This is a genomic window from Streptomyces sp. XM4193 (assembly GCF_023072595.1).
GTDB lineage: Bacteria > Actinomycetota > Actinomycetes > Streptomycetales > Streptomycetaceae > Streptomyces.
Genome location: NZ_JALLGK010000003.1, coordinates 459,673 through 482,111, shown reverse-complemented (window position 1 = coordinate 482,111; position 22,439 = coordinate 459,673). Strand labels below are relative to the sequence as shown.

Here is a 22,439-nt window from a genome sequence, read left to right as displayed (position 1 = left end):
AATCCGCGAGCATAGCGGTGCGCGCTGTCGGGAACCTCACGTATCCCCGCCTCGGGCGCAGCGCCTAGAATTGAGTTACTAGACAGTAATTTAGGCAGAATCCAGGGAGTGAGAACCGTGGCGGGATCCGCTGAATTCGACCTGTACCGGCCGGCGGAGGAGCACGACATGCTCCGCGACTCGGTGCGCTCGCTCGCCGAGGCGAAGATCGCTCCGTTCGCCGCGGAGGTGGACGAGGAGGGCCGCTTCCCGCAGGAGGCCCTGGACGCGCTGACCGCCAACGACCTGCACGCCGTCCACGTACCCGAGGCCTACGGCGGCGCCGGTGCCGACGCGCTCGCGACCTGCATCGTCATCGAGGAGGTCGCCCGCGTCTGCTGTTCCTCCTCGCTCATCCCCGCCGTGAACAAGCTGGGCTCCCTGCCGGTGGTGCTCTCCGGCTCCGAGGAGCTGAAGCGCAAGTACCTCGGACCGCTCGCCAAGGGCGACGGGATGTTCTCCTACTGCCTCTCCGAGCCGGACGCCGGTTCGGACGCCGCGGGCATGAAGACCAAGGCCGTGCGCGACGGCGACGACTGGGTGCTCAACGGCGTCAAGCGCTGGATCACCAACGCCGGCGTATCGGAGTACTACACGGTGATGGCCGTCACCGACCCCGAGAAGCGCTCCAAGGGCATCTCCGCCTTCGTGGTGGAGAAGGGCGACGAGGGCGTCTCCTTCGGAGCCCCGGAGAAGAAGCTCGGCATCAAGGGCTCTCCGACCCGCGAGGTCTACTTCGACAACGTGCGCATCCCCGGTGACCGCATGATCGGCGAGGAGGGCACGGGCTTCGCCACCGCGATGAAGACCCTGGACCACACCCGCATCACCATCGCCGCCCAGGCGCTCGGCGTCGCCCAGGGCGCCCTGGACTACGCCAAGGGGTACGTGCAGGAGCGCAAGCAGTTCGGCAAGCCGATCGGCGACTTCCAGGGCGTGCAGTTCATGCTGGCCGACATGGCGATGAAGATCGAGGCCGCGCGGCAGCTGACGTACGCGGCGGCGGCCAAGTCCGAGCGCGTCGGCGGCGGCGGCCCGCACGAGGACCTGACCTTCTTCGGCGCAGCGGCCAAGTGCTACGCCTCGGACGCGGCCATGGAGGTCACCACCGACGCCGTGCAGCTCCTCGGCGGCTACGGCTACACCCGCGACTACCCGGTCGAGCGCATGATGCGCGACGCCAAGATCACGCAGATCTACGAGGGCACCAACCAGGTCCAGCGCATCGTCATGGCGCGCAACCTGCCGTAGTCCGGGCACTCCCCCGCACGCCTCGCACCGAACGGCTCCCGGCCACGCGCCGGGGGCCGTTCGGCGTTCCCGGCAGCCCGCCCGTACGGCGGGGGCGGGAGGACAGCGGGCACGGTCGGGCAGCTCGGGGCGCGTGCATCCGGCATCCATGCGGTGACACTCGTCATCAGGTCGCCGCGCTCGTTCCGCGGCGCGAATCCTTCACGTGAGCCTGGGTAGAGCGTCGTTCGCGGGCGACCGTCCGACGCATTGACATGCGCACGACTAGCGTTGCCCGCTGCATTCCTCGGGAGGACCAATGAAACGCACAACCCGCACCCTCGTCCCCGCGCTGGCGACGGCCGCACTCCTGCTGCCGCTCGCCCCTGCCGCGAGCGCCGCCCAGGCGCCCACCCAGGCGCCGGCCACCTCGGCGCAGGGTCAGGTCGAGACCAAGGCGGAAGCAGCGGCGATCTCCCGCGCGACCGTCATCAACCGCGCCAAGAAGTGGCTCACCGCCAACGGCGGCAAGCAGGTGCCCTACAGCCAGAGCAAGACCTGGGGCGGCTACCGCACCGACTGCTCCGGCTACGTCGGCATGGCGCTGAAGTACGGCAAGCCCGGCACCAACACCGTGGGCCTGGCGACCAGTTCATACACCAAGAAGATCAAGATGGCCAGCCTCAAGAAGGGCGACCTGGTCATCGACCCCGTGGGCAGCAACACCAGCCGCCACGTGGTGATCTTCCACAAGTGGGTCAACTCCAGCAAGACGTCCTACTGGGCGTACGAGCAGCGCGGCGGCCACGGCACCGACTACCGCAAGCTCAGCTACGGCCTGAAGGCCGACCAGTACGACGCCTACCGTCCCAAGAAGTACTGAGGCAAGAGCAGTCGAGCAGCGGCCGGCGGCGGTCCCGGTGACCGCCGCCGGCCGCTGCGGCACGGGCGCGAGTGCCTCCGGGACGGCCCCCGGCCCGCATCACGGAAACGTCACAAGCCACCGGTAAGCGCCCGGCCACGCTGTGCGTACGGCGACCATCGGGGCATGGGTATCCGTCGCGCCTCCCTCGCCGGCCTGCTCGCCGCGGGCCTCGTCCTGACCGCCTCCGCCTGCGACGCAGCCGACAACGAACGTGCCGACACCGGGAGTTCGGCCGGTGCGGACAGCAGCTCCGACGCCGACGACAAGGGTTCGGACGACTCGGCGGAGGCCGCGCTGCCGAACCTGGTCGACCGCGGCCTGGACTCCGCCCGCAAGGCCGCCGGCGACGCCGGATTCCGCAAGCTGAAGACCCACGACGCGCTGGGGCGCGACCGGGCGCAGGCGTTCACCCGCAACTGGCAGGTCTGCTTCCAGTCGCCCGCCGCCGGCACCCACCCGACCAGCACGGAAGTCGACCTGGGCGCCGTGAAGCTGGACGAGGAGTGCCCCGAGAAGGACCAGCGTCCGGAGAAGGCCGGCGCCACCATGCCGGACTTCTCGGGGAAGTCCCTGCGGGCGGCCCGCGGTGCGCTGGACGAGACGTCCGGCATCTCCACCGAGGACGCGACGGGCGAGAAGCGGCTGATCGTGCTGGAGTCCAACTGGCGTGTGTGCACCCAGAAACCGGCCGCCGGCGAGGCGCTGGAAGGGCGCCCGGTCTCCTTCACCGCCGTGAAGTTCGGCGAGACCTGCCCCTGAGCGGCCGCGAGCGGGGCCGGTCGGCGGCACCGGCCGGCCCGCGACGGCGAGAACCGGGGAAGGCGGGCGCGGACCCGGCCCGAGCCGCCCCGCGCAACGCGCCCCCTACAGCTCGTTGAAGGGTGCGGCGTAGCGGAACCGCCCCTGCGGGGACGGGCCGTCGGCGGTCAGCGCGCGGGTCTGGAAGTACGCGCCCCACTCGGCTTCGGGAGCGACGACGCCGTCCGCCGTGCTCGCGCGAAAGCCGAACCGGCCGTAGTAGGCCGGCTCGCCGAGCAGCGCGACCAGCGTCTCGCCCCGTGCCTCGGCCGCTGCCACCACCGCGTGCATCAGGGCGCTGCCCACCCCCGCGCGCTGGTGCCCGGGCGCCACGCTCAGCGGGCCGAGGCCGAGGGCAGGCGCGCCGTCGACGTCTGCGCGGGTGCACACGACATGGCCGATCGGCCGGTCCTCGGCGTCCACCGCGACCAGGGAGAGTTCGGGGATCCAGCCCTCGCACTCCCGCAGGGCGTCCAACAGCGGCACCTCGACGGGCACTTCGCGGCTCTCGTTGTCGCCGACGGCGGCGAAGGCGGCGGCCGTCAGGGCACGTACCGCGGGGAGGTCGGTGGGCGCTTCACGTCGCAGCAGCATCCGGGCAGTCTCGCACGACGCCTCCGCTCCGGTTCGCGGGCCCGCGCACGGCCTCCCGGTGGTCCGCGAACGGCCGTTCGGGGCGGCTGTCAGAGGCCGCGCCTAGCATGACGAACATGCAGCCGACCGGTGCGTGGACTCCGGTGCGGTTGCGAAGTGGATCAGTTCGAGCGAAGCAGTCCACGAGGGCGGACGGGGTGAGGGATGTCGGAGATCGACCGGAGCTACCGGGTGCGGAACGTCGGCAGCGGACTGCTGCTGGAGGTGTACGAGGGCCGCACCGCCGGAGGTGTTCGGGTGCAGCAGGGCAGCCGGCCCGGCAGCGGGGACCTGCCCGGCCAGCTGTGGCGGATCACGCCGGTCTACGAGGGCAGCGCGCTGCGCCACGTGGTGAGCGTGGCGAGCGGCAAGCGGCTGGACGTGACCGGTGCCTCGCTGGAGCCGGGCGCACCGATCCAGCAGTGGCGGGCCAACAACTTCGGCGCCCAGGAGTGGCTGCTGGAGGAGCACGTGGCGAAGCCGGGCACGTACTCCCTGGTCAGCTACCTCAGCGGCCTGCTGCTGGAGATACCCGACTCCTCGAAGGAGGAGGGTGCTCCCGCCCTCCAGGGCGAGGACATCGACTCCCCCTTCCAGTGGTGGACCCTGGAAGCGGTCTGAACCCGACCGCACACGGCGCGTGCGGCGCGTGCGGCGCGTGCGGCGCGTTCCGCCCGTACGGGGCGTCCGGTTCGCCCTGCTCGCTCGGTCCGCTTCCGTCCGACTCGCTCGGCCCGCCCGGCCCGCAAGCGGGGCCCGGTCTGCGGCTCCGGCCGGGCCCGGTCTGCGGCTCGGGCCGGGCCCGGTTCCCCTGCTCAGCCGTCGAGTTGGTCGATCGTGGCGATGGACGGCTCCCGCCGGGACTGCACCTCGCGGGCGGCCGACTCCGCGTCGCGCAGCACCCGTACGGCGTTGTGCCAGGTGAGCTTGGCCAGATCGGCCGCGGACCACTTGCGGGCGAGCAGCTCGGCGACGAGGTTCGGGTAGCCGGCCACGCTGTCGAGCCCGTCGGGCAGGAAGGCGGTGCCGTCGAAGTCGCCGCCGATGCCGAGGTGGTCGATCCCGGCGACCTCGCGCATGTGGTCCAGATGGTCGGCGACGGTGGCCGCGTTCGCGCGGGGGCGGGGGTTGGCCTCCTCGAAAGCGCGCTGCACCCGCATGCCCTCCTCGGTGCCGTCGAGGTGGTGGAGCCCGTGGGCGCGCATGTTCTCGTCGGCGGTGCGCGTCCACTCCACCGCCGCGGGCAGGATGAACTTCGGCACGAAGGTCGCCATCGCCACGCCCCCGTTGGCCGGGAGCTGGGCGAGCACGTCGTCGGGGATGTTGCGGGGGTGGTCGCAGACCGCGCGGGAGGAGGAGTGCGAGAAGATCACCGGCGCCTCGGTGACCCGGAGCGCGTCGCGCATGGTGGCGGGCGCGACGTGCGAGAGGTCGACGAGCATGCCGCAGCGGTTCATCTCGCGCACGACCTCCTCGCCGAAGGCGGTCAGGCCGTCGTGCCGGGGGTCGTCGGTGGCCGAATCCGCCCAGTCGATGGTGTCGTTGTGGGTGAGCGTCATGTAGCGGACCCCCAGGCGGTGCAGCGCGCGGAGCGTGGCCAGGGAGTTGTTGATGGAGTGGCCGCCCTCGGCGCCCATCAGGGAGGCGATCCGGCCGCGGGCCCGTACGTCCTCCATCTCCTGCGCGGAGAAGGCGAGTTCGAGGTCGGCGGGGTAGCGGGCGGCCAGTCGGCGCACGACGTCGATCTGCTCCAGGCAGGAGCTGACGGCGGCGTCCCCGGTCAGATCGGTGCGCACGTACACCGACCAGAACTGTGCGCCGACGCCGCCCCGGCGCAGCCGCGGGATGTCGGTGTGGAGGTGGGCGGACTGGTCGGTGGCGACGTCCCGCCGGTCGAGGTCGTAGCGGACCTGCTCACGCAGCGCCCACGGCAGGTCGTTGTGCCCGTCGACGACCGGGTGCTCGGCGAGCAACTGCCTCGCGGTCGCCAGGTGTTCGTTTTCCTCTGCCACTGCGCCTCCGCACACGTGCCGGGCGTGGTCGCTGGTGCTCACGCCGCCGCCGGTCCTGGTTGTCCGCGCCATCATGCCAAGTCGCCGGCCCGGCCGTACGGGCGTACGGGAGTTGTACGACCGGCGCGGAGTGCGCAGCGGGGGCGTACGGGCAGCGCGGGCGCGCAGCGAACGGGTGAGGAGCCCGGGGCCACCACGACACCACCCCGACACCGTGACGTTTCCGTGATGTGAACGCCCTGCTACGTGTGAGTAATCTAACTGTGGCGGAGGCACTGGCCTGCTTCCGGCCACGGGATGCGCGCTCCCTGCCCCACCTGATCCCCCACCCGGCAGCTCACCCAACGCTGCCCAGGCACACAGGAGTTCAGATGCGCCTGCGTCATGTCCTGCCCGGCCTCGCGACCGTCGTCGGTGCGGCCCTCCTCGTCCCCGTCACCTCGACCACGGCGAACGCCGCCGCGCCCGACCCGGTGGTCTTCGTGCACGGATTCGCCGGCAAGGGCGACCAGTTCTCGGCGATGACCGACAACTTCCGCGCCAACGGCTACGCGGACGACCGTCTGCACGTCTTCGGCTACGACTCGCTGCGCTCCAACGGCACGACCGCGCAGAACCTCTCGGGCTTCATCTCCGACGTACTGAACAAGACCGGCGCCGCGAAGGTCGACATCGTCACCCACTCCATGGGCGGGCTCTCCTCGCGCCACTACATCAAGGAGCTCGGCGGCGCGAACCGTGTGGACGACTGGGTCTCGATCGGCGGGCCCAACCACGGCACCGCGGTGGCCGGCTTCTGCGACATCGTCGTCACCTCCTGCCAGGAGATGAAGGCGGGTTCGGACTTCCTGAACAAGCTCAACGCGGGCGACCCCACCCCCGGCAGCGTCAACTACACGACCTTCCGTTCGCCCTGCGACCTCATCATCAACCCGATCTCCAGCACGGTTCTGGACGGCGCGGACAACCGCGAGACCTCGTGCCTGGGCCACATCGGGATGATCTCCAACGGCGGGGTCATCGACGCCGTGCGCGACGTGGTGCGCTGACCCCTCGGCCCGGCGGGCACGACACGCGCAGATCCGTGCCCGCCACGCGCCGACGCTCCCCCACCGCGCGCCGACGCGGACCGCACGGCCGAAGCACACGGGCCCTGCCCCCGAACCACTCGGGAGGCAGGGCCCGTTGCGCTCGTCGCCGGTCCCGGGGCCCGGGACCGGGACCGGGTCAGCCGCCGAAGCCGAAGCTCGCCTGGCCCGCGGCGACCTTGTTCCGCAGCCGCTTGCCCTTCTCGGTGGCCTGTTCGTTCAACTCGTCCTGGAACTGGCGCATGCGCTCCCGCAGTTCGGCGTCCTCGGTGCCCAGGATGCGCGCGGCGAGCAGCCCCGCGTTGCGCGCGCCGCCGACCGACACCGTGGCGACGGGGACGCCGGCCGGCATCTGGACGATCGACAGCAGCGAGTCCATCCCGTCCAGGTGCTTCAGCGGCACCGGCACGCCGATCACCGGCAGCGGCGTCACCGAGGCGAGCATGCCCGGCAGATGGGCCGCGCCCCCGGCGCCGGCGATGACCACTCGGAGCCCGTGCTCGGCGGCCTGCTCGCCGTAGGCGATCATCTCGCGCGGCATCCGGTGGGCGGAGACGACATCGACCTCGTGCGGGATCTCGAACTCGTCGAGCGCCTTGGCGGCGGCTTCCATCACGGGCCAGTCGGAGTCGGAACCCATGACGATGCCGACCAGTGGTGCGGGGCTCATTCGGTGATCGTCCCTCGGAGGTAGTCGGCGGCGTGCCGGGCGCGGGCGCGTACGTCCGCGAGGTCGTCGCCGCAGGTGTTGACGTGCCCGACCTTGCGACCGGGTTTGACGTCCTTGCCGTACATGTGGATCTTCAGCTGCGGGTCGCGGGCCATGCAGTGCAGGTAGGCGCTGTACATGTCCGGGTAGTCGCCGCCCAGAACGTTGGACATGACCGTCCAGCGGGCGCGCGGACGCGGGTCGCCGAGCGGCAGGTCGAGAACCGCCCGCAGATGGTTGGCGAACTGCGAGGTGTACGCGCCGTCCTGGGTCCAGTGGCCGGAGTTGTGCGGGCGCATCGCCAGCTCGTTGACCAGGACGCGGCCGTCCCGGGTCTCGAACAGCTCGACCGCCAGATGGCCGACCACTCCCAGCTCCTCGGCGATGCGCAGCGCGAGCTCCTGCGCAGCCACGGCGCGGTCGGCGGGCAGCTCGGGCGCGGGTGCGATCACGGTGTCGCAGACCCCGTCCACCTGGACCGACTCCACGACCGGATAGGCGACGGCCTGGCCGTGCGGGGACCGTACGACGTTCGCCGCCAGCTCCCGTACGAAGTCGACCTTCTCCTCGGCGAGCACCGGCACCCCCGCGCGGAACGGGTCGGCGGCCTCGGACTCGGAGCGCACCACCCACACGCCCTTGCCGTCGTAGCCGCCGCGCACGGTCTTGAGCACGACGGGGAAGCCCTCGCCCTCGGCCGCGAACGCGGAGACGTCGGCCGGATCGGCGACCAGCCGATGGCGCGGGCACGGCACACCGAGCGCGTGCAGACGCTTCCGCATCTCTCCCTTGTCCTGGGCGAACCGCAGCGCCTCCGGCCCTGGCCGGACCGCGATTCCGTCCTCCAGAAGAGCACGCAGATGGTCGCCCGGGACATGCTCGTGATCGAAAGTGATCACGTCGCATTCGCGGGCGAACTCACGCAGCGTGTTCAGATCGCGGTAGTCGCCGACGACGACGTCGCCGACGACCTGAGCGGCCGACTCCACCGGAGTATCGCTGAGAAGCCTGAATCTGATGCCGAGGGGGATGCCCGCCTCGTGGGTCATTCGGGCGAGCTGACCGCCACCGACCATGCCGACTACCGGGTACGTCACCGTCCCAGAGTACGGGTCGCCCGGTCGTGGTTAGCATGAGGGAGCGGACTGCGGTGGGATTCGGCACACGACCCGGGGGAGCCCCCGTACGACCAGCACGACCCGAGGACCGACCGCACCACCCAACCGAACGGGGCGATCAACATCACTATGGGTGAAAAGCGCACGCTGCGTTCCAGGCTGCGGCATCTCGCCGGTGAGCTGGGCAAATTCGGCACCGTGGGAGCTTTCGGCTTTCTGGTGAACGTCGTCGTCTTCAACCTGTGCCTGCGCACCTTCGAGCTGGCGTCCGTGCGCTCCGGCGTCATCGCCACCTTCGCCGCGATCTGCTGCAACTACGTCGGCCACCGCTACTGGACCTACCAGGACAGCGACAAGAACCGGGTGCGCCGCGAAGTCACGCTCTTCATGGTCTTCAGCGGCTTCGGGATGGCCATCGAGAACGGCGTCCTCGCACTGTCCCACTACGGCTTCGGATTCACCTCGCCGCTGGCGGACAACATCGCCAAGAACGTGATCGGCCTCGGGATCGCCTCGATCTTCCGCTTCTGGTCCTTCCGCACCTGGGTCTTCCGCACCGACCCCGACTCCTCAGCGGGTCGGCTCCTCGGCCTCTCCGCTGAGGAAAAGCGCGAAAACCGGCGGATGCTGCTGAAGTAGCTCCAGCCGCCCGCCGTCCGCCTCCGCCAGATCCCTGGCGACCGCGAGGCCGAGACCGGTGGAGTTGCGCCCCGAGACGGTGCGTTCGAAGACACGGGACCCCAGCTCGGGCGCGACACCCGGCCCCTCGTCGGACACCTCGACGACGACCTGGTTGCCCGCGATGCGGGTGCGCAGCGCCACCGTGCCGTCCCCGTGCATCAGCGCGTTCTCCATCAGGGTCGCCAGCACCGTGGCGACGGCGCCGGGCGTGCCGACGGCCTGGAGCCCCGGTCTGCCGGAGTGCACCACCGCCCGGCCCGCGCTGCGGTAGGCGGCCCGCCACTCCTCCACCTGCTGGAGCACGACCTCGTCCAGGTCGAAGGTGATCGCGGAGTCCGAGCGGCGGTCCCGCGAGTTGGTGAGCAGCCGCTCCACCACGTCCGTCAGCCGCTCCACCTGGGCGAGCGCCACGGCCGCCTCCTCCTTGACCGTCTCCGGCTCGCTGTCGGCTGTCTCGATGATCTCCTCCAGCCGCATCGACAGCGCGGTCAGCGGCGTACGGAGCTGGTGGGACGCGTCCGCGGCCAGTCGGCGCTCGGCGGTGAGCATCCGGCCGATGCGCTCCGCGCTGGCGGCCAGCACATCGGCGACACGGTCGAGCTCGGGGACGCCGTAGCGGCGGTGCCGGGGGCGGGGGTCGCCGGAGCCGAGACGCTCGGCGGTCTCGGCGAGGTCGGTGAGCGGAGCGGAGACCTTCCGCGCCTGACCGACCGCCAGCAGCACCGCGATCGCCACCGTGATCAGACCGACCGCCAGCACGATGACCAGAATGCGGCCGACCTCGTCCGTCACCACACTTCTGGACTGCTGGACGGTGACCTGCTCGCCGTGCGAACCGGTCTCGGAGGCCTCGATCACCCCGTCGTCCGGCTTGTCCCCGAGTGCGAAGGCCCGCTGCCCGGGGAGCTGGATGCTCACATACCGGTCGGATGGCACGGCGCTGCGCATCGCCTCCGCGGTCACGCTCTCGCCCGCGGCGATCCGCGCCTCGACGACCGCGACTATCCGTCCCGCGTCCGACTGCGCGCTCTCGTGGGCGTTGCGCTCGATGGCCTGCGTCTCGACGACGACGAGCGAGACGCTGAAGACGGTGATCACGAAGAGCACCACGGCGAGCGTGGAGTTGATCAGTCGGCGGCGCATGGCGGCTGGGTCTCGATTCGGGTCGGTCCCGGGCGGAACTGCTCCGCAGGCGGGGCGTCAGCTCTTCTCGAAGCGGAAACCCACTCCGCGGACGGTGGCGATGTAGCGCGGGTTGGCGGCGTCGTCACCGAGCTTCTTGCGGAGCCAGGAGATGTGCATGTCCAGGGTCTTGGTCGAGGACCACCAGGTGGTGTCCCAGACCTCCCGCATCAGCTGATCCCTGGTCACGACCCGGCCGGCGTCCCGCACCAGCACCCGCAGCAGGTCGAACTCCTTCGCGGTGAGCTGGAGTTCCTCCTCGCCCATCCAGGCGCGATGGCTGTCCACGTCGATCCGCACCCCGTGCGTCGCCGGCGGCACCACGGGCTCGACCATGCCGCGCCGCAGCAGGGCCCGGACCCGGGCCAGCAGCTCGGCGAGCCGGAAGGGCTTGGTGACGTAGTCGTCCGCGCCGGCGTCCAGCCCCACGACGGTGTCGACCTCGTCGGCCCGGGCGGTGAGCACCAGCACCGGGAATCCGCAGCCGCCGTTGCGAAGCCGGCGGCACACCTCCAGGCCGTCCATCCCCGGCAGCCCGAGGTCCAGCACCACGAGATCGACCTCACCGCGCAGGCCCGCGTCGAGCGCTCCGGGCCCGTCCTCCCTGACCTCGACGTCGTACCCCTCGCGCCGCAGCGCACGAGCCAGGGGTTCCGAGATGGAGGCGTCATCCTCAGCGAGCAGTACTCGGGTCATGCGCCCGATGGTAGACCTCACGCGGTCGCCCGGGGACAGCGTGTGCGCACAGCTGTGGACAACCGGACACCTTCCGACGAATCGCACGCCAGGGCCCTTCTTTACCTCTGATTGACCCGCATTACCGACTTCTTTACCTGTGATCTACGGCGCATTCACTTCTCGAACCGTGGTCGCTGTGCCGTAGGGTGGGGGCGCTTCATGGGGATTGCACCTATTGGTGAACGGCGCCCCAGGTGGCCCGTCCCGGCGACGTCGACCCCGCCGCCCGGGACTCAGCGTGATCAACTGCGTACGGACCGGCGGCCGGCGGCCCGTACGCACCGTCCGGGCGCTCCCCACACTCCCGGTGTGCGTCCCGCACAAGCAAGGAACCCCATGGCGTCCATCCAGTCGAAGGACCCCGCCCCCTCGGGCGAGAAGACCTTCTTCGGCCACCCCCGCGGTATGGCCACCCTCTTCATGACGGAGATGTGGGAGCGCTTTTCCTGGTACGGAATGCGCGCCCTGCTCGTCCTCTACCTGTACTCGGCCGTCTCCGACGGCGGTCTCGGCATCGACCACACCACCGCGGTCGCGATCTACGGCGTCTACAACGCCGTGGTGTACATGGTCGCGATGCCCGGCGGCTGGGTCGCCGACCGGCTCTGGGGCGCGCGCAAGGCGGTCCTGGTCGGCGGTGTCATCATCGCGGCCGGCCACTTCACCCTGGCGATCCCCCACAGCGCCGTCTTCTTCCTGGGCCTGGGTCTGATCGCCATCGGCACGGGTCTGCTCAAGCCCAACATCTCCGCGCTCGTCGGCGACCTCTACCAGGACCAGCCGAGCGCCCGCCGGGACGCCGGCTTCACCCTCTTCTACATGGCCATCAACATCGGTGGCCTGCTCGCTCCGCTGACGGTCGGCTACCTCGGCGAGCACGTCGACTGGCACCTGGGCTTCGGCCTCGCCGGCGTCGGCATGTCGCTGGCCGTCGTGCAGTACGTCCTCGGCGGCAAGCACCTCGGCGACGCCGGCACGAAGCCGACCAACCCGGCCTCCCACGCGGAGAAGCGCAGCGCGCTCAACCGCGTGCTGCTGTGGACCGGTGTCGCGGCCGGCGCGCTGCTGATCGACGTGCTCCTCGGCACGTACGACATCGAGCACATCGTGAACGCGCTGGCCGTCCTCGGCGTGGTCGTGCCGATCGGCTACTTCGTGGTGATCTTCCGCAGCCCCAAGCTGACGGCCGAGGGGCGCCCGAAGATCGTGGCGTTCGTCTGGTTCTTCATGACCGCGGTGCTGTTCTGGATGATCTTCGACCAGTCCGGTTCGCTGCTGAACATCTTCGCCGACGAGAAGACCAACCGTCTGATCGGCGGCTGGGAGTTCCCGGCGTCCTGGCTCCAGTCCGCGAACCCGGCCTGGGTGATCATCCTCGCGCCGATCTTCGCCTCGCTCTGGGTCAAGCTCGCTCAGCGCAACCGCGAGCCCAGCACCCCGGTGAAGTTCGCGCTGGCGATGCTGCTGATCGGCGGCTCGTTCGCGCTGATGGGCCTGGCGGGCGCGGCTGCCGCGGCCAGCGACACCGGCAAGGTCACCGTCTTCTGGCTGCTGGCCGTCTACGGCGTGCAGACCATGGGCGAGATGTGCCTGTCGCCGGTCGGCCTCTCGCTGTCGACGAAGCTGGCCCCAAAGGAGTTCATCAGCCAGATCATGGGCCTGTGGTTCCTCGCGGTGGCCACCGGCAACGCGCTCAACGGCTGGGCGACCAGGCTCAACGAGCCGCTGGGCGACTCGCTGTACTACACGCTGTGGGCGGTGGTCGCCGGACTGACGGGTGTCGCCTTCATGCTGGGCGCCCGCAAGCTGCGCTCGCTGACCGGCGAGGTGCACTGACCCCGGCCCGCCGGGGCGGACGACAGTGCAGAGGGGCGGCGTCGCCCGGTGGTCTCCACCGGGCGACGCCGCCCCTCGTCGTGGTGGTGGGGTGGTGGGCGGCGAGCCGACCGCGGACGGTCGCCGCCGTCCGCCGCCCCCGGGCCCGTACACGTACGCCGGTACGCCCGCCCGCGTTCGCGCCGGTACGCCGGTGCGCACGCCCGCTCGTACGGCCGCCCGCGCTCCGGCGGCGGAGCCACCCGGATGGCGCGTCCCGCACGCGCCGGGGCTCGCGCGGGCGCGACGATGTGGCGGTGCGCCGCGTAACGGGCTGGCTGGCTCTCTGTACGGTCGCGTTGGTGCCGGGCGGCAGCGCGATCCACTCCGCCGCGCCGCCCGCGGCCTCGTTCCCCGTCCCCGTCGCCGACGCTCCGTACGCGCGCACCGCGGGCGAGACCGACGTCACCGACCACGCGTACGGCAGCCGGCGCGACCAACGGGTCACCGTCTACGAGAACCGCGGCGGGACCGGGCCCAGGCCCGCCGTACTGCTGCTGCACGGCGGCTACTGGTCCTACCGCGGAACCTGGAGCAGCCTGCCGTACGACCTGGCCGACGACGGCTTCGTGGTGCTCGACGCGGGCTACGCCCTGAGTCCCCACGGCCGTTGGCCCGCACAGATCGACGACGCCCGCCGCGCGCTGGACTGGACGATCGAGAACGCCGACCGGCTGGGGGTGGACCCGGACCGCATCGTCGCCCTCGGCTCCTCGGCCGGCGGCCACGTCGCCACCGTCCTCGGCGCCCACCCGGGCGCGCGCGGAAAGCTGCGCGGTGTCGTCGCGCTCTCCCCGGTCGTCTCGCCCTACCGGGCCTGGGTCAACGGCGGGCGCAAGGGCGCCAGTCCGCGGCAGCGGCGGCTGCGCGACGCGGCGGAGGAACTGGTCGGCTGCCGACCGGTGCGCTCGGACCCGGCCTGTCGCGAGCGCTGGCGCAGCGCGAGCGTCGGACGGTACGCCTCGAAGGAGGCCGCGCCGATGCTGCTGCTGCACTCCTCGGACGACTACGTACCCGCCGCGAACACCCGCGCCGTCACCGGCCGGATGCCGTCGGCGACGGTACGGGTGGTGCCGGGCGGCGGACACGGCCGCGGTCTGCTGTCGCCCGAGGTCACCGCCGAGATGGTGCGCTGGGCCAAGGACCGCGTGCGCTGACCCGCCCCGCCCCCGCCACAAGCCCGCCGGGTCGTGGTCCCCAGCTCCTGGTTCCTAGCCGGAGGCGTCCCTGCCGGCCGACGCGCCGGCGGAAGCGCCGGTCGAAGCAGCGGCCGACCCGTCCGTACCGGGCTCCGGTTCCGCACCGGACTCGGCAGCGGCGGACCCGGGCGCGTCCGTTCCCGTTCCCGTTCCCGTCGCAGTCGCAGTCGCAGTGGCAGTCCCCGTCCCCGTCCCCGTCGCCGCGTGCCCGCCGGGCGGCCGTCCGGACTCGGCCTGGCCGGGCGTCGCCGGGAGGTCCGGGGAGAGCCAGGGCAGTCGCGGGCCCCTTCTCCTGCGCGGTTTCGGCTCGCGGGGCCGGTCCACGTCGTCGGCCGGCTCGGCGTACGTCTCCATCCGGTCGCGGAGGCGGCCCACCGCGGTGCCCGGCCGCGAAGTGTGGACGCTCGCACGCCAGCCGCCCCTCGGACGCAGTCGGCGGCGCAGCAGTTGGGCCACCCGCCACAGGCCCCAGGCTCCCGCCACCACCAGCAGGAGGCCGACCAGATGCAGCCCCCACGGTCGGCCGACCTGCCACGGCTGCTCGGCCAGCACGGTCTGCGCGTACCGCACGCCGACCCGGTGGTCGCCGTACGCGGCGGCGCCCAGTTCGACGTCGAGGGTCACGGTCTTCTGCTCGCCGGGTTCCAGGGTGCCGTTCCAGCGCTGGTCGACCCAGTCGTGGGCGTACACGTCCTGTGCGGTGCCCACTTCGAAGACCGGGTTGCGGGCCGGCCCGGTGCCCTGGTTGGCGACGGTCAGCACCAGCCGCCGCTCGGGCGGGACGCCGAACCAGTTGAGCACTCCCTCGGAGCCCTCCAGTTTCGCGTCGAGCACTGCGAGGCGTTCGGTGCCGGAGCGGCCGTCCTCGGGAAGCGGCTCGACCGGGTGGCCGGTGACCGCGAACTCCGCCTCCGCCCAGGCGTGTTCACCGGTGACCGCGACCGCCTTGACGACGCACGGGCACGCCTCGGGCGGCGCCACCACCGGCAGGGTGCGGCTGAAGGCGCCTCGGGCGTCGGTGGTCGCCGCCCTGCTGTCGCTGTTGGCGCACGCCTCGGTGCCGACGAGGCCGTTCTGCCCGCACAGCAGCAGGGTGACCGCGGTGTCCGGCTGCCAGTCCGCGCCGCTGACCCGTACGGTGCCGCCCTCGGCGCCCGCCTTCGCCTCCGTCGTGATCGACGGCTCGCCGTCGGAGGCCGACTCCGCCGACGGCCGGTGCGGCGCCGCCCAGGGGGCGGCGTACGCGGTTCCCGCACTGCCGGCCAGGACCGCGGCTGCCAGCAGCAGCGCTGCCGGCAGCCGCGACATGACGCCTCGTGTCACGTGTTCGCTCCCTTTCGAGCCCGGTTGCTCACCAGCTCCTCCGTCGCCGCGTCGCCCTCGAACTGCGGCTCCGCCGCGGGCTGTTCGCCGCTCCCGTCCGCTCGCCGCCCGCGGCGCACCCACCACGCGCCGCCCGCGGCGCCCACCAGTACCAGCGTGCCGAGGCCGATCGGCAGCCAGGGAACGGTGGACTCGCCGGTCTCTGCGGTGGCCTGCGCGCCGCCGCCCGCGGTGACCGTCAGCGTGAGGCTGACGCGTTCGAACGCCGGCGTGCCGGGCCAGGGTTCGCTGCGGGTGACCCGCTCCCCCGGCGCCAGCCCGACCTTCAGTGCCTTCGGGCCGCGTTCGACAACCGTGCCGCGCCAACCGTCGGCCTTGAGCGCGAGCTTCGGCGAGAGGACCGTGTTGCCGCGGTTGACCAGGGTGTAGCGCACCCGCTCGCCGTCGATCCGCACGTCCTGGAGGGCGAGCGCCGGGAGCGTACGGCCCGTCACCCGCAGCCGCAGCGGTACGTCGACCGCCCCGCCGGGCCCGGCGACCCGTACGGCGCCCGGGTGGTCGCCCGGAGGGGCGTTGCCGGGGACCGTCACGCTGAAGGGGATCTCCGCACGGGTGCGCGCGGGCACCCGAATCCGGTCCTCGGCGAAGCCGACCCACTTCTTGGCCTCGCTCTCGCCGAAGCCCTGGGCCTCGGCCCCGCTCAGCCGGTAGGTGCGGGCCTGCTGCGCGCTGTTGGTGAGGACGAGGGTGTCGTTGAGCACCGAGCCCGGCGCACCCTCCAGATAGACCAGTGGCCGATCGCCCTCGGCCCGGCCGGAGCTGAGGGGCCGTGCGGTCCAGTCGTCGCCGGGTCCGGCGGCGGGTGCCACGGCGAGTGCCGTGGAGCCGGCCGTACCCGTCGTCCAACAGAGCACAGCGGCCAGTGCGATGAGGAGGAGGCGACGCGGCATGAGCGGAAGGCTAACCCGGCGGGCGGCGGGTACGACCCGTGAGGCCGGGCACATTCCGGCCTCGACCGCGGCACGGAAGGGGAAATGTCAGACAGGTGCGGGGAGTTCGGCCCAGACGGTCTTGCCCGAGCCGCCCGGGTCGGCCTCGACGCCCCACTCGCGGCACAGCCGCTGCACGATGAACATGCCGTGCCCGCCCGGCCGTCCGGCCTGGTGCGGGGTGCGCGGCGAGGGCTTGCCCCCGCCGTCGTCGGTCACCTCGACGCGCAGCATCCCGGCGCCGTGTCCTATCCGCAGCTCCTGGGGGCCTCCGGCGTGCAGACAGGCGTTGGTCACCAGCTCCGAGACGACCAGCAGGGCGTCCTCCACGGCCTCGCGCCGGTCGGCGCTCGCGGCCGGCAGCCAGCCCCAGTCCTCCAGCGCCTCTCTGGTGAAGTCGCGGGAGCGCTGCACGGTGCCGCTGGCCCCGACGAGCTTCAGACGGCGCACCTGACGCAGTTCGCGCACCTCACGCACCTCACGCAACGATGCCTCGACCGATGTCACGACCTCCTCGGCTTCGGGGCCGCAATCGCCCGCCGGGGACTGCCGGGTGGTGCTCATCCGTGCTTCACCTCGCCGGTCTCACCGAGTCGTCTTGCTCGCGCATGCACATCGTTTCGTATCGCCACTTCCGCGCGCTTCACACCGATTGGATTCGGCCCCGACCGGTACGGCCGGGTTTGGAAGCGTGTGCGGCTGACGGGCTCGGGGGTCTTCTGCCCTGCTCGGAGCGGAGAACACCCCCTTGTTCAAACCCGCTCGTGTGACGCGCACAACGTCCGGATCACGAGCCGCTGGGCTGCTCAGGGGCGGAAAGAGCCTCGTCCACGGCGTCGAACACGGAGAAGACGGCGCCGGCGCCGGTGATCTCGAACAGGCGGGCCACGAGCGGCGACATGTCGGCGAGGGCGACACTGCCGCCGGCGGCCTGGGCCTGGAGCCGGGCGCCCAGCAGCACATTGAGGCCGGTCGAGTCGCAGAAGTCCAGTCCGGAGCAGTCCACCACCAGGAGCTTGCGCCCCTCCTCCACACAGCGCTCCAGTGACGCGCGCAACAGATCGGCGGTGTGGTGATCGAGCTCACCCCGCGGTGCGATCACCGCGCTGGCCCCGTGGTCGTGCACGTCGACCGTCAGTCGACCCCGGTGGCTGGTGCTGCCGGGTATCCCGCGGTCCATGTACACCTCTTCTGATCGCGCGCGGCCACTTCTCGTCCCCCGGTGATCGGGGTCGAAACCTCTCAAACACTACGCCTTGACGTCCGAGCCGGGTACCGGAACAACCACGACAATCAACTCGATACGGACATAACCCACTTGCCATGTCTGTGCAAATGCGGGTAGGCCTATTGGGGACAACCAACAACGCCGGCTTTGGAGGCGCCGCACCCCGCAGTGCACGTCACGGCTTCGGCAGCCATATGCCGAGGATCATGGAGGACAGCATGTCACCCCAGCTCGACGAGTCGCGCACCACTGGTGCCACTCATGAGGCCGACCGACACGGCGCCCATGAGAACGCACGGACCGCACCGTCGGCAACCCCGTCCGAGGAGAACCGGCCGGAGATGGAGGGCGAGGCGCTCGACGAGCTTTACGAGCAGCTCGCCGACATCCCGCCGTTCGACGAGGTCGGACCGGTGGATGCACGGGCCCTGTCGAAGACCCTGTTCGAGCGCATGCAGACGCTGGAGGAGGGCACCCACGAGTACGCCTACGTGCGCAACACCCTGGTCGAGCTGAACCTGGCCCTGGTGAAGTTCGCGGCCTCCCGCTTCCGCTCCCGCAGCGAGCCGATGGAGGACATCGTCCAGGTCGGCACCATCGGCCTGATCAAGGCGATCGACCGCTTCGAGCACGACCGCGGCGTCGAGTTCCCCACCTTCGCGATGCCCACCATCGTGGGCGAGATCAAGCGCTTCTTCCGGGACACCTCCTGGTCGGTCCGCGTACCGCGGCGGCTTCAGGAGCTCCGCCTGGACCTCGCGAAGGCCGGCGACGAGCTGGCGCAGAAGCTCGACCGGGCTCCCACCGTGGGCGAGTTGGCCGAGCGGCTCGGCCTCACCCGCGAGGAGGTCGTCGAGGGCATGGCCGCGAGCAACGCGTACACCGCGAGCTCGCTGGACGCCCAGCCGGAGGAGGACGACTCCGAGGGCGCCCTCGCGGACCGGATCGGCTACGAGGACCACGGACTGGAGGGCATCGAGTACGTCGAGTCGCTGAAGCCGCTCATCGCCGAACTCGCCCCGCGCGACCGCAAGATCCTCTCGCTGCGCTTCGTCGCCAACATGACGCAGTCGGAGATCGGCGAGGAGCTGGGCATCTCGCAGATGCACGTCTCCCGGCTGCTCTCCCGCACCCTCGGCAAGCTCCGTGCGGGTCTGATGACCGAGAACTGAGCCGGTCGCCCGCGCGTTCGTGCGGAATCGACCGACGCCGTACCGCCGCCGGGCCGCCCCTTTTCCGAACGGGGCGGCCCGGCGGCGGTACGAGGAGCGCCTTCGTCCGGACGGACGGCCTGTCGACTTGCGGTATGCGGTCACATAAACACGACAATTGGCCGGTAATCGTCCGTGCACAGCCAGGGAGGCAGCTCGTGGCCCGTCGTTCTCCGATGACGCACTCCGTCCGCGCCGCACGCACCGCGGTCGCACTCGCCGCCGCGGCGCTCCTCGCGAGCGTCGCACCCGCGCCGGCCCAGGCGGCGCCACCCCTCCCCGACTCCCCACGGACAGCGGCGCCCTCGCCGGTCGACCGGGCGGCGATCCCCGCACGGCCGGCGGCACCCGGCCTGGCGGCACCCGCCGAACTGCGCGTCGAGGCCACCGGCCCGACCACGGCCCGACTCAGCTGGCAGCCTCCCCGCGACCACGACGGAGTGAACGGCTACGTGGTCTTCCAGCAGGGCACCAGCACCCCGATCGCCGAGGTCGAGGCCGACACCCTCAGCACCGACGTCGGCAGCCTGGAGCCGGGCATCAGCTACACGTTCACCGTGCACTCGGTCGACGAGAAGGGGCGGGTCTCCCCCGCACCGCGCCGGGTCGAGCTGGTGATGCCGCCGCGCGCCGACGTCGAACCGCCGGACACCACCGACGCACAGCGCCCCTCCCCCGAGCCCGACCAGGACTGACCGGACCGAACACCGGACCGAAACGCCGGACCGAAACACCGGCGCCCGGACGGGTCCGCCCGGGCGGCGACGTACGTTCCGGGCCGCCCCGGCGCAGTCGCGGCGCACTCGGCCGTTCCGCACGGGCACCCACCGCTCACACGTCCGCCTGCGCCACCCGGGTCGCGTCGCCCGAGGGGGTGTCGCCCGCGGACCCGTCGCCCGGGGGCGTATCGAAGGCCCCGGCGGCGGCGGCGAGGACGGCGGTCCGTGCGGCGCGGGCCGGGAGGCCCGGGTCGCCGGAACCGCCGAGCAGCACCAGCTGGTGGTAGAGCGGCGCGGTGGCCGTCAGCAGCAGGCTCCGCGCATCGACGGCGCCCGCCAACTCCCCGCGCTCCACGGCTCGTTCGACGACCGTCTCGCTGCGCCCGTAGCGCCCCTCCCAGAGCCGTCGCTGCGCTTCGGCGGCCCGCTCCGAGCGGAACGAGGCCGCGATCAGGGCGCCCACCACGGACGGCTGCGCGGTCAGCGCGTCGTGGACCTCCTGGTTCAGCGCCACGAGGTCGCCCTCCAGCGAGCCCGTGTCGGGCGGCTGCCAGTCGTCGCCGTCGGCGGCGTCGTACACATCGGTCAACAGTCCGCCGACGTCCCGCCAGCGGCGGTGCACGGTCGTGCGGTGGACCCCGGCCCGTGCGGCGACGGCTTCCACGGTGAGCCCGTCGTAACCGTGCTCACCGAGCTCTGCGAGCACCGCGTCGAGAACCAGCCTTCTGGTACGGGCGGTTCGGCCGCCGGGACGTCGCCGCGGGGACGTCGACGCCGGACGCGACGGCTCGGCGCCGGTCGGATCGGTGGAGGCGATGGGATCGGCGGACTCGGGTGGAGTCATGGGGTACGTACTCCGTTGCAGCGGCCGGTGGTGGTGTGGCAGCATCTTAATGCATCAGTTGTCGCACTAATGGAGTCCCGCATGCTCGTTCCAAGCGTTCGCCCGGCCACACGGCTCCGTGGAGCCGCCTCGTTCACGAATGCTTTGGAGACCACTCATGCCCACGCAGATCACCGCCCGCGCGGTGAGCAGATCCTTCCGCGGAAGGGTCGTTCTTGACTCGGTGACCTGCTCGGTCGCCGCCGGCGAGCGCATCGGGATCGTCGGCGAGAACGACTCGGGGAAGTCCACCCTGTTGCGGCTGTTCGCCGGTGAGGACCGTCCCGACCAGGGCGAGATCGTCGTCAGCGCCGACGGCGGCGTCGGCCACCTCGCCCAGGAGGAGCGGCTGGACCCGCACACCACCGTCCAGTCGGTCGTCGACCGCGCGCTCGGCGAACTGCGGCGGATCGAACGGCGGTTGCACGAGCTGGAGGCCGCGATGTCGGACACCGCGATGCCGGACGCCGACGGGGCGGCGATGGCGGAGTACGGCGATCTGCTCACCCTCTTCGAGCTGCGCGGCGGCTACGAGGCCGAAGCACGGGTCGAACGGGCGCTGCACGGCCTGGGCCTCGGACTGGTGGCCCGCGACCGCACGGCGGGCAGCCTCTCCGGCGGCGAACGCGTCCGGCTGCGGCTGGCGGCGCTGCTGGCGTCCGCACCCGAGGTGCTGCTGCTCGACGAACCCACCAACCACCTCGACGACAGCGCCGTGAGCTGGCTCGAGGACCATCTGCGCACCCGGCGCGGAACCACCGTCGCCGTCTCCCACGACCGGACCTTCCTGGAGCGCGTCGCCACCGGCCTGCTGGAGGTCGACCCGGACCGCCGCCGGATCGTGCGGCACGGCAACGGCTACGCCGGCTACCTCGCCGAGCACGCGGCGGGCCGGCGGCGCTGGTCCCAGGCGTACGAGCAGTGGCAGGCCGATGTCGCGGGGCTGCGCGAGACCGCCGCGACCACGGCCCGTCGGGTGGCCCCGGGCCGCGGGATGAAGGACGGCAACAAGATGGCGTACGACCGGGCAGCCGGCCGGGTGCAGCAGTCGCTCGCCGGCCGAGTGCGCAACGCGGAGGAACGGCTGCGCAGGCTTCTGGCCGACCCCGTGCCGACTCCCCCGCAGCCGCTGCGTTTCGCGCCCGTGCTGCGGGCCGCACAGCTGGCGGGCGACGTGCTGGACGCCACCGGCATCGCCGTGCCGAACCGGCTCGACCCGCTGCACCTCGCCGTCGGGGCGGGCGGGCGGCTGCTGATCACCGGTCCCAACGGAGCGGGCAAGAGCACCCTGTTGCGGGTGCTCGCCGGCCAGTTGCCGCCCGCGAGCGGCACCGTCGTACGCCGCGGCAGGCTGGGCCACCTGCCGCAGGACCCGGCTCCCGGGAGGCCGCACGAGACGGTGCTGGCCGCGTACGCGCGGGGGTTGCCGGGCGAGGCCGCCGACCACGCCGAGGAGCTGCTGGAGCTCGGGCTGTTCGAGCGCGAGCTGCTGACGGTGCCGGTCGGACGGCTGTCGACCGGCCAGTTGCAGCGACTCGCCCTGGCCAGGCTGGTCAGCCGTCCCTCGGACGTGCTGCTGCTGGACGAACCGACCAACCACCTGTCCCCCGTGCTGATGGAGGAGGTGGAGGCCGCGCTCGCCCGGTACCCCGGCGCCGTGGTGGTCGCCAGTCACGACCGGCGGCTGCGGGAGCGCTGGCAGGGCGACCGACTGCACCTCCCCGCCCGCGCGGCGGTCGCCTCCCCGGACGCCGCAGCCGTACGACCACACCCCGTCTGACCACCGCGGACGCGCCTCCGGTCGGCCATGCGCTCGAACGGGGCGCGTGGCCGACCGGCAACCGGGCCCGCCACGGGCC

The 22,439-nt window shown here is 72.0% G+C and carries 22 protein-coding genes; 11 read left to right on the top strand and 11 right to left on the bottom strand.

Going from position 1 to position 22,439, the window contains the following annotated elements; translation table 11 throughout:
* Positions 1-117 precede the first annotated feature (117 nt).
* The 3 genes from MTQ01_RS13240 (at position 118) to MTQ01_RS13230 (ending at position 2,953) form a co-directional block, all read left to right on the top strand.
* Entirely contained in the window at positions 118-1,290 is a 1,173-nt protein-coding gene (locus MTQ01_RS13240) for an acyl-CoA dehydrogenase (protein WP_247489922.1), read from the top strand.
* Positions 1,291-1,588: 298 nt separating this feature from the next.
* Entirely contained in the window at positions 1,589-2,152 is a 564-nt protein-coding gene (locus MTQ01_RS13235) for a hypothetical protein (protein WP_247489920.1), read from the top strand.
* 165 nt (positions 2,153-2,317) lie between these two features.
* Positions 2,318-2,953: a hypothetical protein gene (locus tag MTQ01_RS13230; protein ID WP_247489918.1), complete on the top strand. Its 636-nt coding sequence runs from the start codon at positions 2,318-2,320 to the stop codon at positions 2,951-2,953.
* A gap of 105 nt (positions 2,954-3,058) precedes the next feature.
* On the opposite strand, the gene MTQ01_RS13225 is transcribed toward MTQ01_RS13230, so the two are convergent.
* Complete coding sequence (locus MTQ01_RS13225) at positions 3,059-3,586, bottom strand: GNAT family N-acetyltransferase (protein ID WP_247489916.1); 528 nt, start codon at positions 3,584-3,586, stop codon at positions 3,059-3,061.
* Positions 3,587-3,790: 204 nt separating this feature from the next.
* On the opposite strand from MTQ01_RS13225, the gene MTQ01_RS13220 reads away from it, so the two are divergent.
* Entirely contained in the window at positions 3,791-4,246 is a 456-nt protein-coding gene (locus MTQ01_RS13220; protein WP_247489914.1) for an RICIN domain-containing protein, read from the top strand.
* A gap of 194 nt (positions 4,247-4,440) precedes the next feature.
* Here the strand turns inward: MTQ01_RS13220 and MTQ01_RS13215 are convergent, their stop codons facing one another.
* Complete coding sequence (locus MTQ01_RS13215) at positions 4,441-5,637, bottom strand: dipeptidase (RefSeq protein ID WP_247489912.1); 1,197 nt, start codon at positions 5,635-5,637, stop codon at positions 4,441-4,443.
* Positions 5,638-6,008: 371 nt separating this feature from the next.
* On the opposite strand from MTQ01_RS13215, the gene MTQ01_RS13210 reads away from it, so the two are divergent.
* Positions 6,009-6,686 (top strand): triacylglycerol lipase, encoded by a 678-nt coding sequence (locus tag MTQ01_RS13210; RefSeq protein ID WP_247489909.1) that lies wholly within the window; start codon positions 6,009-6,011, stop codon positions 6,684-6,686.
* A 178-nt stretch (positions 6,687-6,864) separates the two neighbouring features.
* Here MTQ01_RS13210 and purE read toward each other — a convergent pair whose 3' ends face one another.
* Both purE and MTQ01_RS13200 read right to left on the bottom strand, forming a co-directional pair.
* On the bottom strand, positions 6,865-7,395 hold the full coding sequence (gene purE, locus MTQ01_RS13205) for a 5-(carboxyamino)imidazole ribonucleotide mutase (protein ID WP_247489908.1): 531 nt from the start codon (positions 7,393-7,395) through the stop codon (positions 6,865-6,867).
* The gene (locus MTQ01_RS13200) at positions 7,392-8,531 is read right to left on the bottom strand and encodes a 5-(carboxyamino)imidazole ribonucleotide synthase (RefSeq protein WP_247489905.1); all 1,140 of its coding nucleotides are present in this window, start codon (positions 8,529-8,531) and stop codon (positions 7,392-7,394) included. Before MTQ01_RS13200 ends, purE begins: the two co-directional genes overlap by 4 nt.
* Positions 8,532-8,681: 150 nt before the next feature.
* On the opposite strand from MTQ01_RS13200, the gene MTQ01_RS13195 reads away from it, so the two are divergent.
* The gene (locus MTQ01_RS13195) at positions 8,682-9,191 is read left to right on the top strand and encodes a GtrA family protein (protein ID WP_247489903.1); all 510 of its coding nucleotides are present in this window, start codon (positions 8,682-8,684) and stop codon (positions 9,189-9,191) included.
* Here MTQ01_RS13195 and MTQ01_RS13190 read toward each other — a convergent pair.
* Together MTQ01_RS13190 and MTQ01_RS13185 are read right to left on the bottom strand one after the other, a co-directional pair.
* Positions 9,123-10,376, bottom strand: a complete 1,254-nt coding sequence (locus MTQ01_RS13190; RefSeq protein WP_247489901.1) for an ATP-binding protein — start codon at positions 10,374-10,376, stop codon at positions 9,123-9,125. The genes MTQ01_RS13195 and MTQ01_RS13190 overlap by 69 nt on opposite strands.
* Positions 10,377-10,433: 57 nt before the next feature.
* Positions 10,434-11,111, bottom strand: a complete 678-nt coding sequence (locus MTQ01_RS13185) for a response regulator transcription factor (RefSeq protein WP_247489899.1) — start codon at positions 11,109-11,111, stop codon at positions 10,434-10,436.
* Between the two features lie 378 nt (positions 11,112-11,489).
* Here MTQ01_RS13185 and MTQ01_RS13180 point away from each other — a divergent pair, with 378 nt between their 5' ends.
* Positions 11,490-12,989: a peptide MFS transporter gene (locus MTQ01_RS13180; protein WP_247489897.1), complete on the top strand. Its 1,500-nt coding sequence runs from the start codon at positions 11,490-11,492 to the stop codon at positions 12,987-12,989.
* A gap of 296 nt (positions 12,990-13,285) precedes the next feature.
* Complete coding sequence (locus tag MTQ01_RS13175) at positions 13,286-14,185, top strand: alpha/beta hydrolase (RefSeq protein ID WP_247489895.1); 900 nt, start codon at positions 13,286-13,288, stop codon at positions 14,183-14,185.
* Positions 14,186-14,239: 54 nt separating this feature from the next.
* Here the strand turns inward: MTQ01_RS13175 and MTQ01_RS13170 are convergent, their stop codons facing one another.
* The 4 genes from MTQ01_RS13170 to MTQ01_RS13155 form a co-directional block, all read right to left on the bottom strand.
* On the bottom strand, positions 14,240-15,550 hold the full coding sequence (locus MTQ01_RS13170; protein ID WP_247489894.1) for a hypothetical protein: 1,311 nt from the start codon (positions 15,548-15,550) through the stop codon (positions 14,240-14,242).
* Entirely contained in the window at positions 15,547-16,500 is a 954-nt protein-coding gene (locus MTQ01_RS13165; RefSeq protein ID WP_247489893.1) for a hypothetical protein, read from the bottom strand. The genes MTQ01_RS13170 and MTQ01_RS13165 overlap by 4 nt, the downstream gene beginning before the upstream one ends.
* A gap of 87 nt (positions 16,501-16,587) precedes the next feature.
* Positions 16,588-17,103, bottom strand: a complete 516-nt coding sequence (locus MTQ01_RS13160) for an anti-sigma regulatory factor (RefSeq protein WP_247489891.1) — start codon at positions 17,101-17,103, stop codon at positions 16,588-16,590.
* Between the two features lie 223 nt (positions 17,104-17,326).
* Positions 17,327-17,719, bottom strand: coding sequence for an STAS domain-containing protein (locus MTQ01_RS13155; RefSeq protein ID WP_247489889.1), 393 nt, complete (start codon positions 17,717-17,719; stop codon positions 17,327-17,329).
* A gap of 389 nt (positions 17,720-18,108) precedes the next feature.
* On the opposite strand from MTQ01_RS13155, the gene MTQ01_RS13150 reads away from it, so the two are divergent.
* Together MTQ01_RS13150 and MTQ01_RS13145 are read left to right on the top strand one after the other, a co-directional pair.
* Entirely contained in the window at positions 18,109-18,939 is an 831-nt protein-coding gene (locus MTQ01_RS13150; protein WP_374207732.1) for an RNA polymerase sigma factor SigF, read from the top strand.
* A 197-nt stretch (positions 18,940-19,136) separates the two neighbouring features.
* A complete protein-coding gene (locus tag MTQ01_RS13145) occupies positions 19,137-19,673 on the top strand; it encodes a fibronectin type III domain-containing protein (protein WP_247489885.1) in 537 nt (178 codons plus the stop codon).
* A 136-nt stretch (positions 19,674-19,809) separates the two neighbouring features.
* Here MTQ01_RS13145 and MTQ01_RS13140 read toward each other — a convergent pair whose 3' ends face one another.
* Positions 19,810-20,541: a TetR/AcrR family transcriptional regulator gene (locus tag MTQ01_RS13140; protein WP_247489883.1), complete on the bottom strand. Its 732-nt coding sequence runs from the start codon at positions 20,539-20,541 to the stop codon at positions 19,810-19,812.
* A 157-nt stretch (positions 20,542-20,698) separates the two neighbouring features.
* Between MTQ01_RS13140 and MTQ01_RS13135 the strand changes: the two genes are divergently transcribed.
* Positions 20,699-22,360, top strand: coding sequence for an ABC-F family ATP-binding cassette domain-containing protein (locus MTQ01_RS13135; RefSeq protein ID WP_247489881.1), 1,662 nt, complete (start codon positions 20,699-20,701; stop codon positions 22,358-22,360).
* Positions 22,361-22,439: the final 79 nt, after the last annotated feature.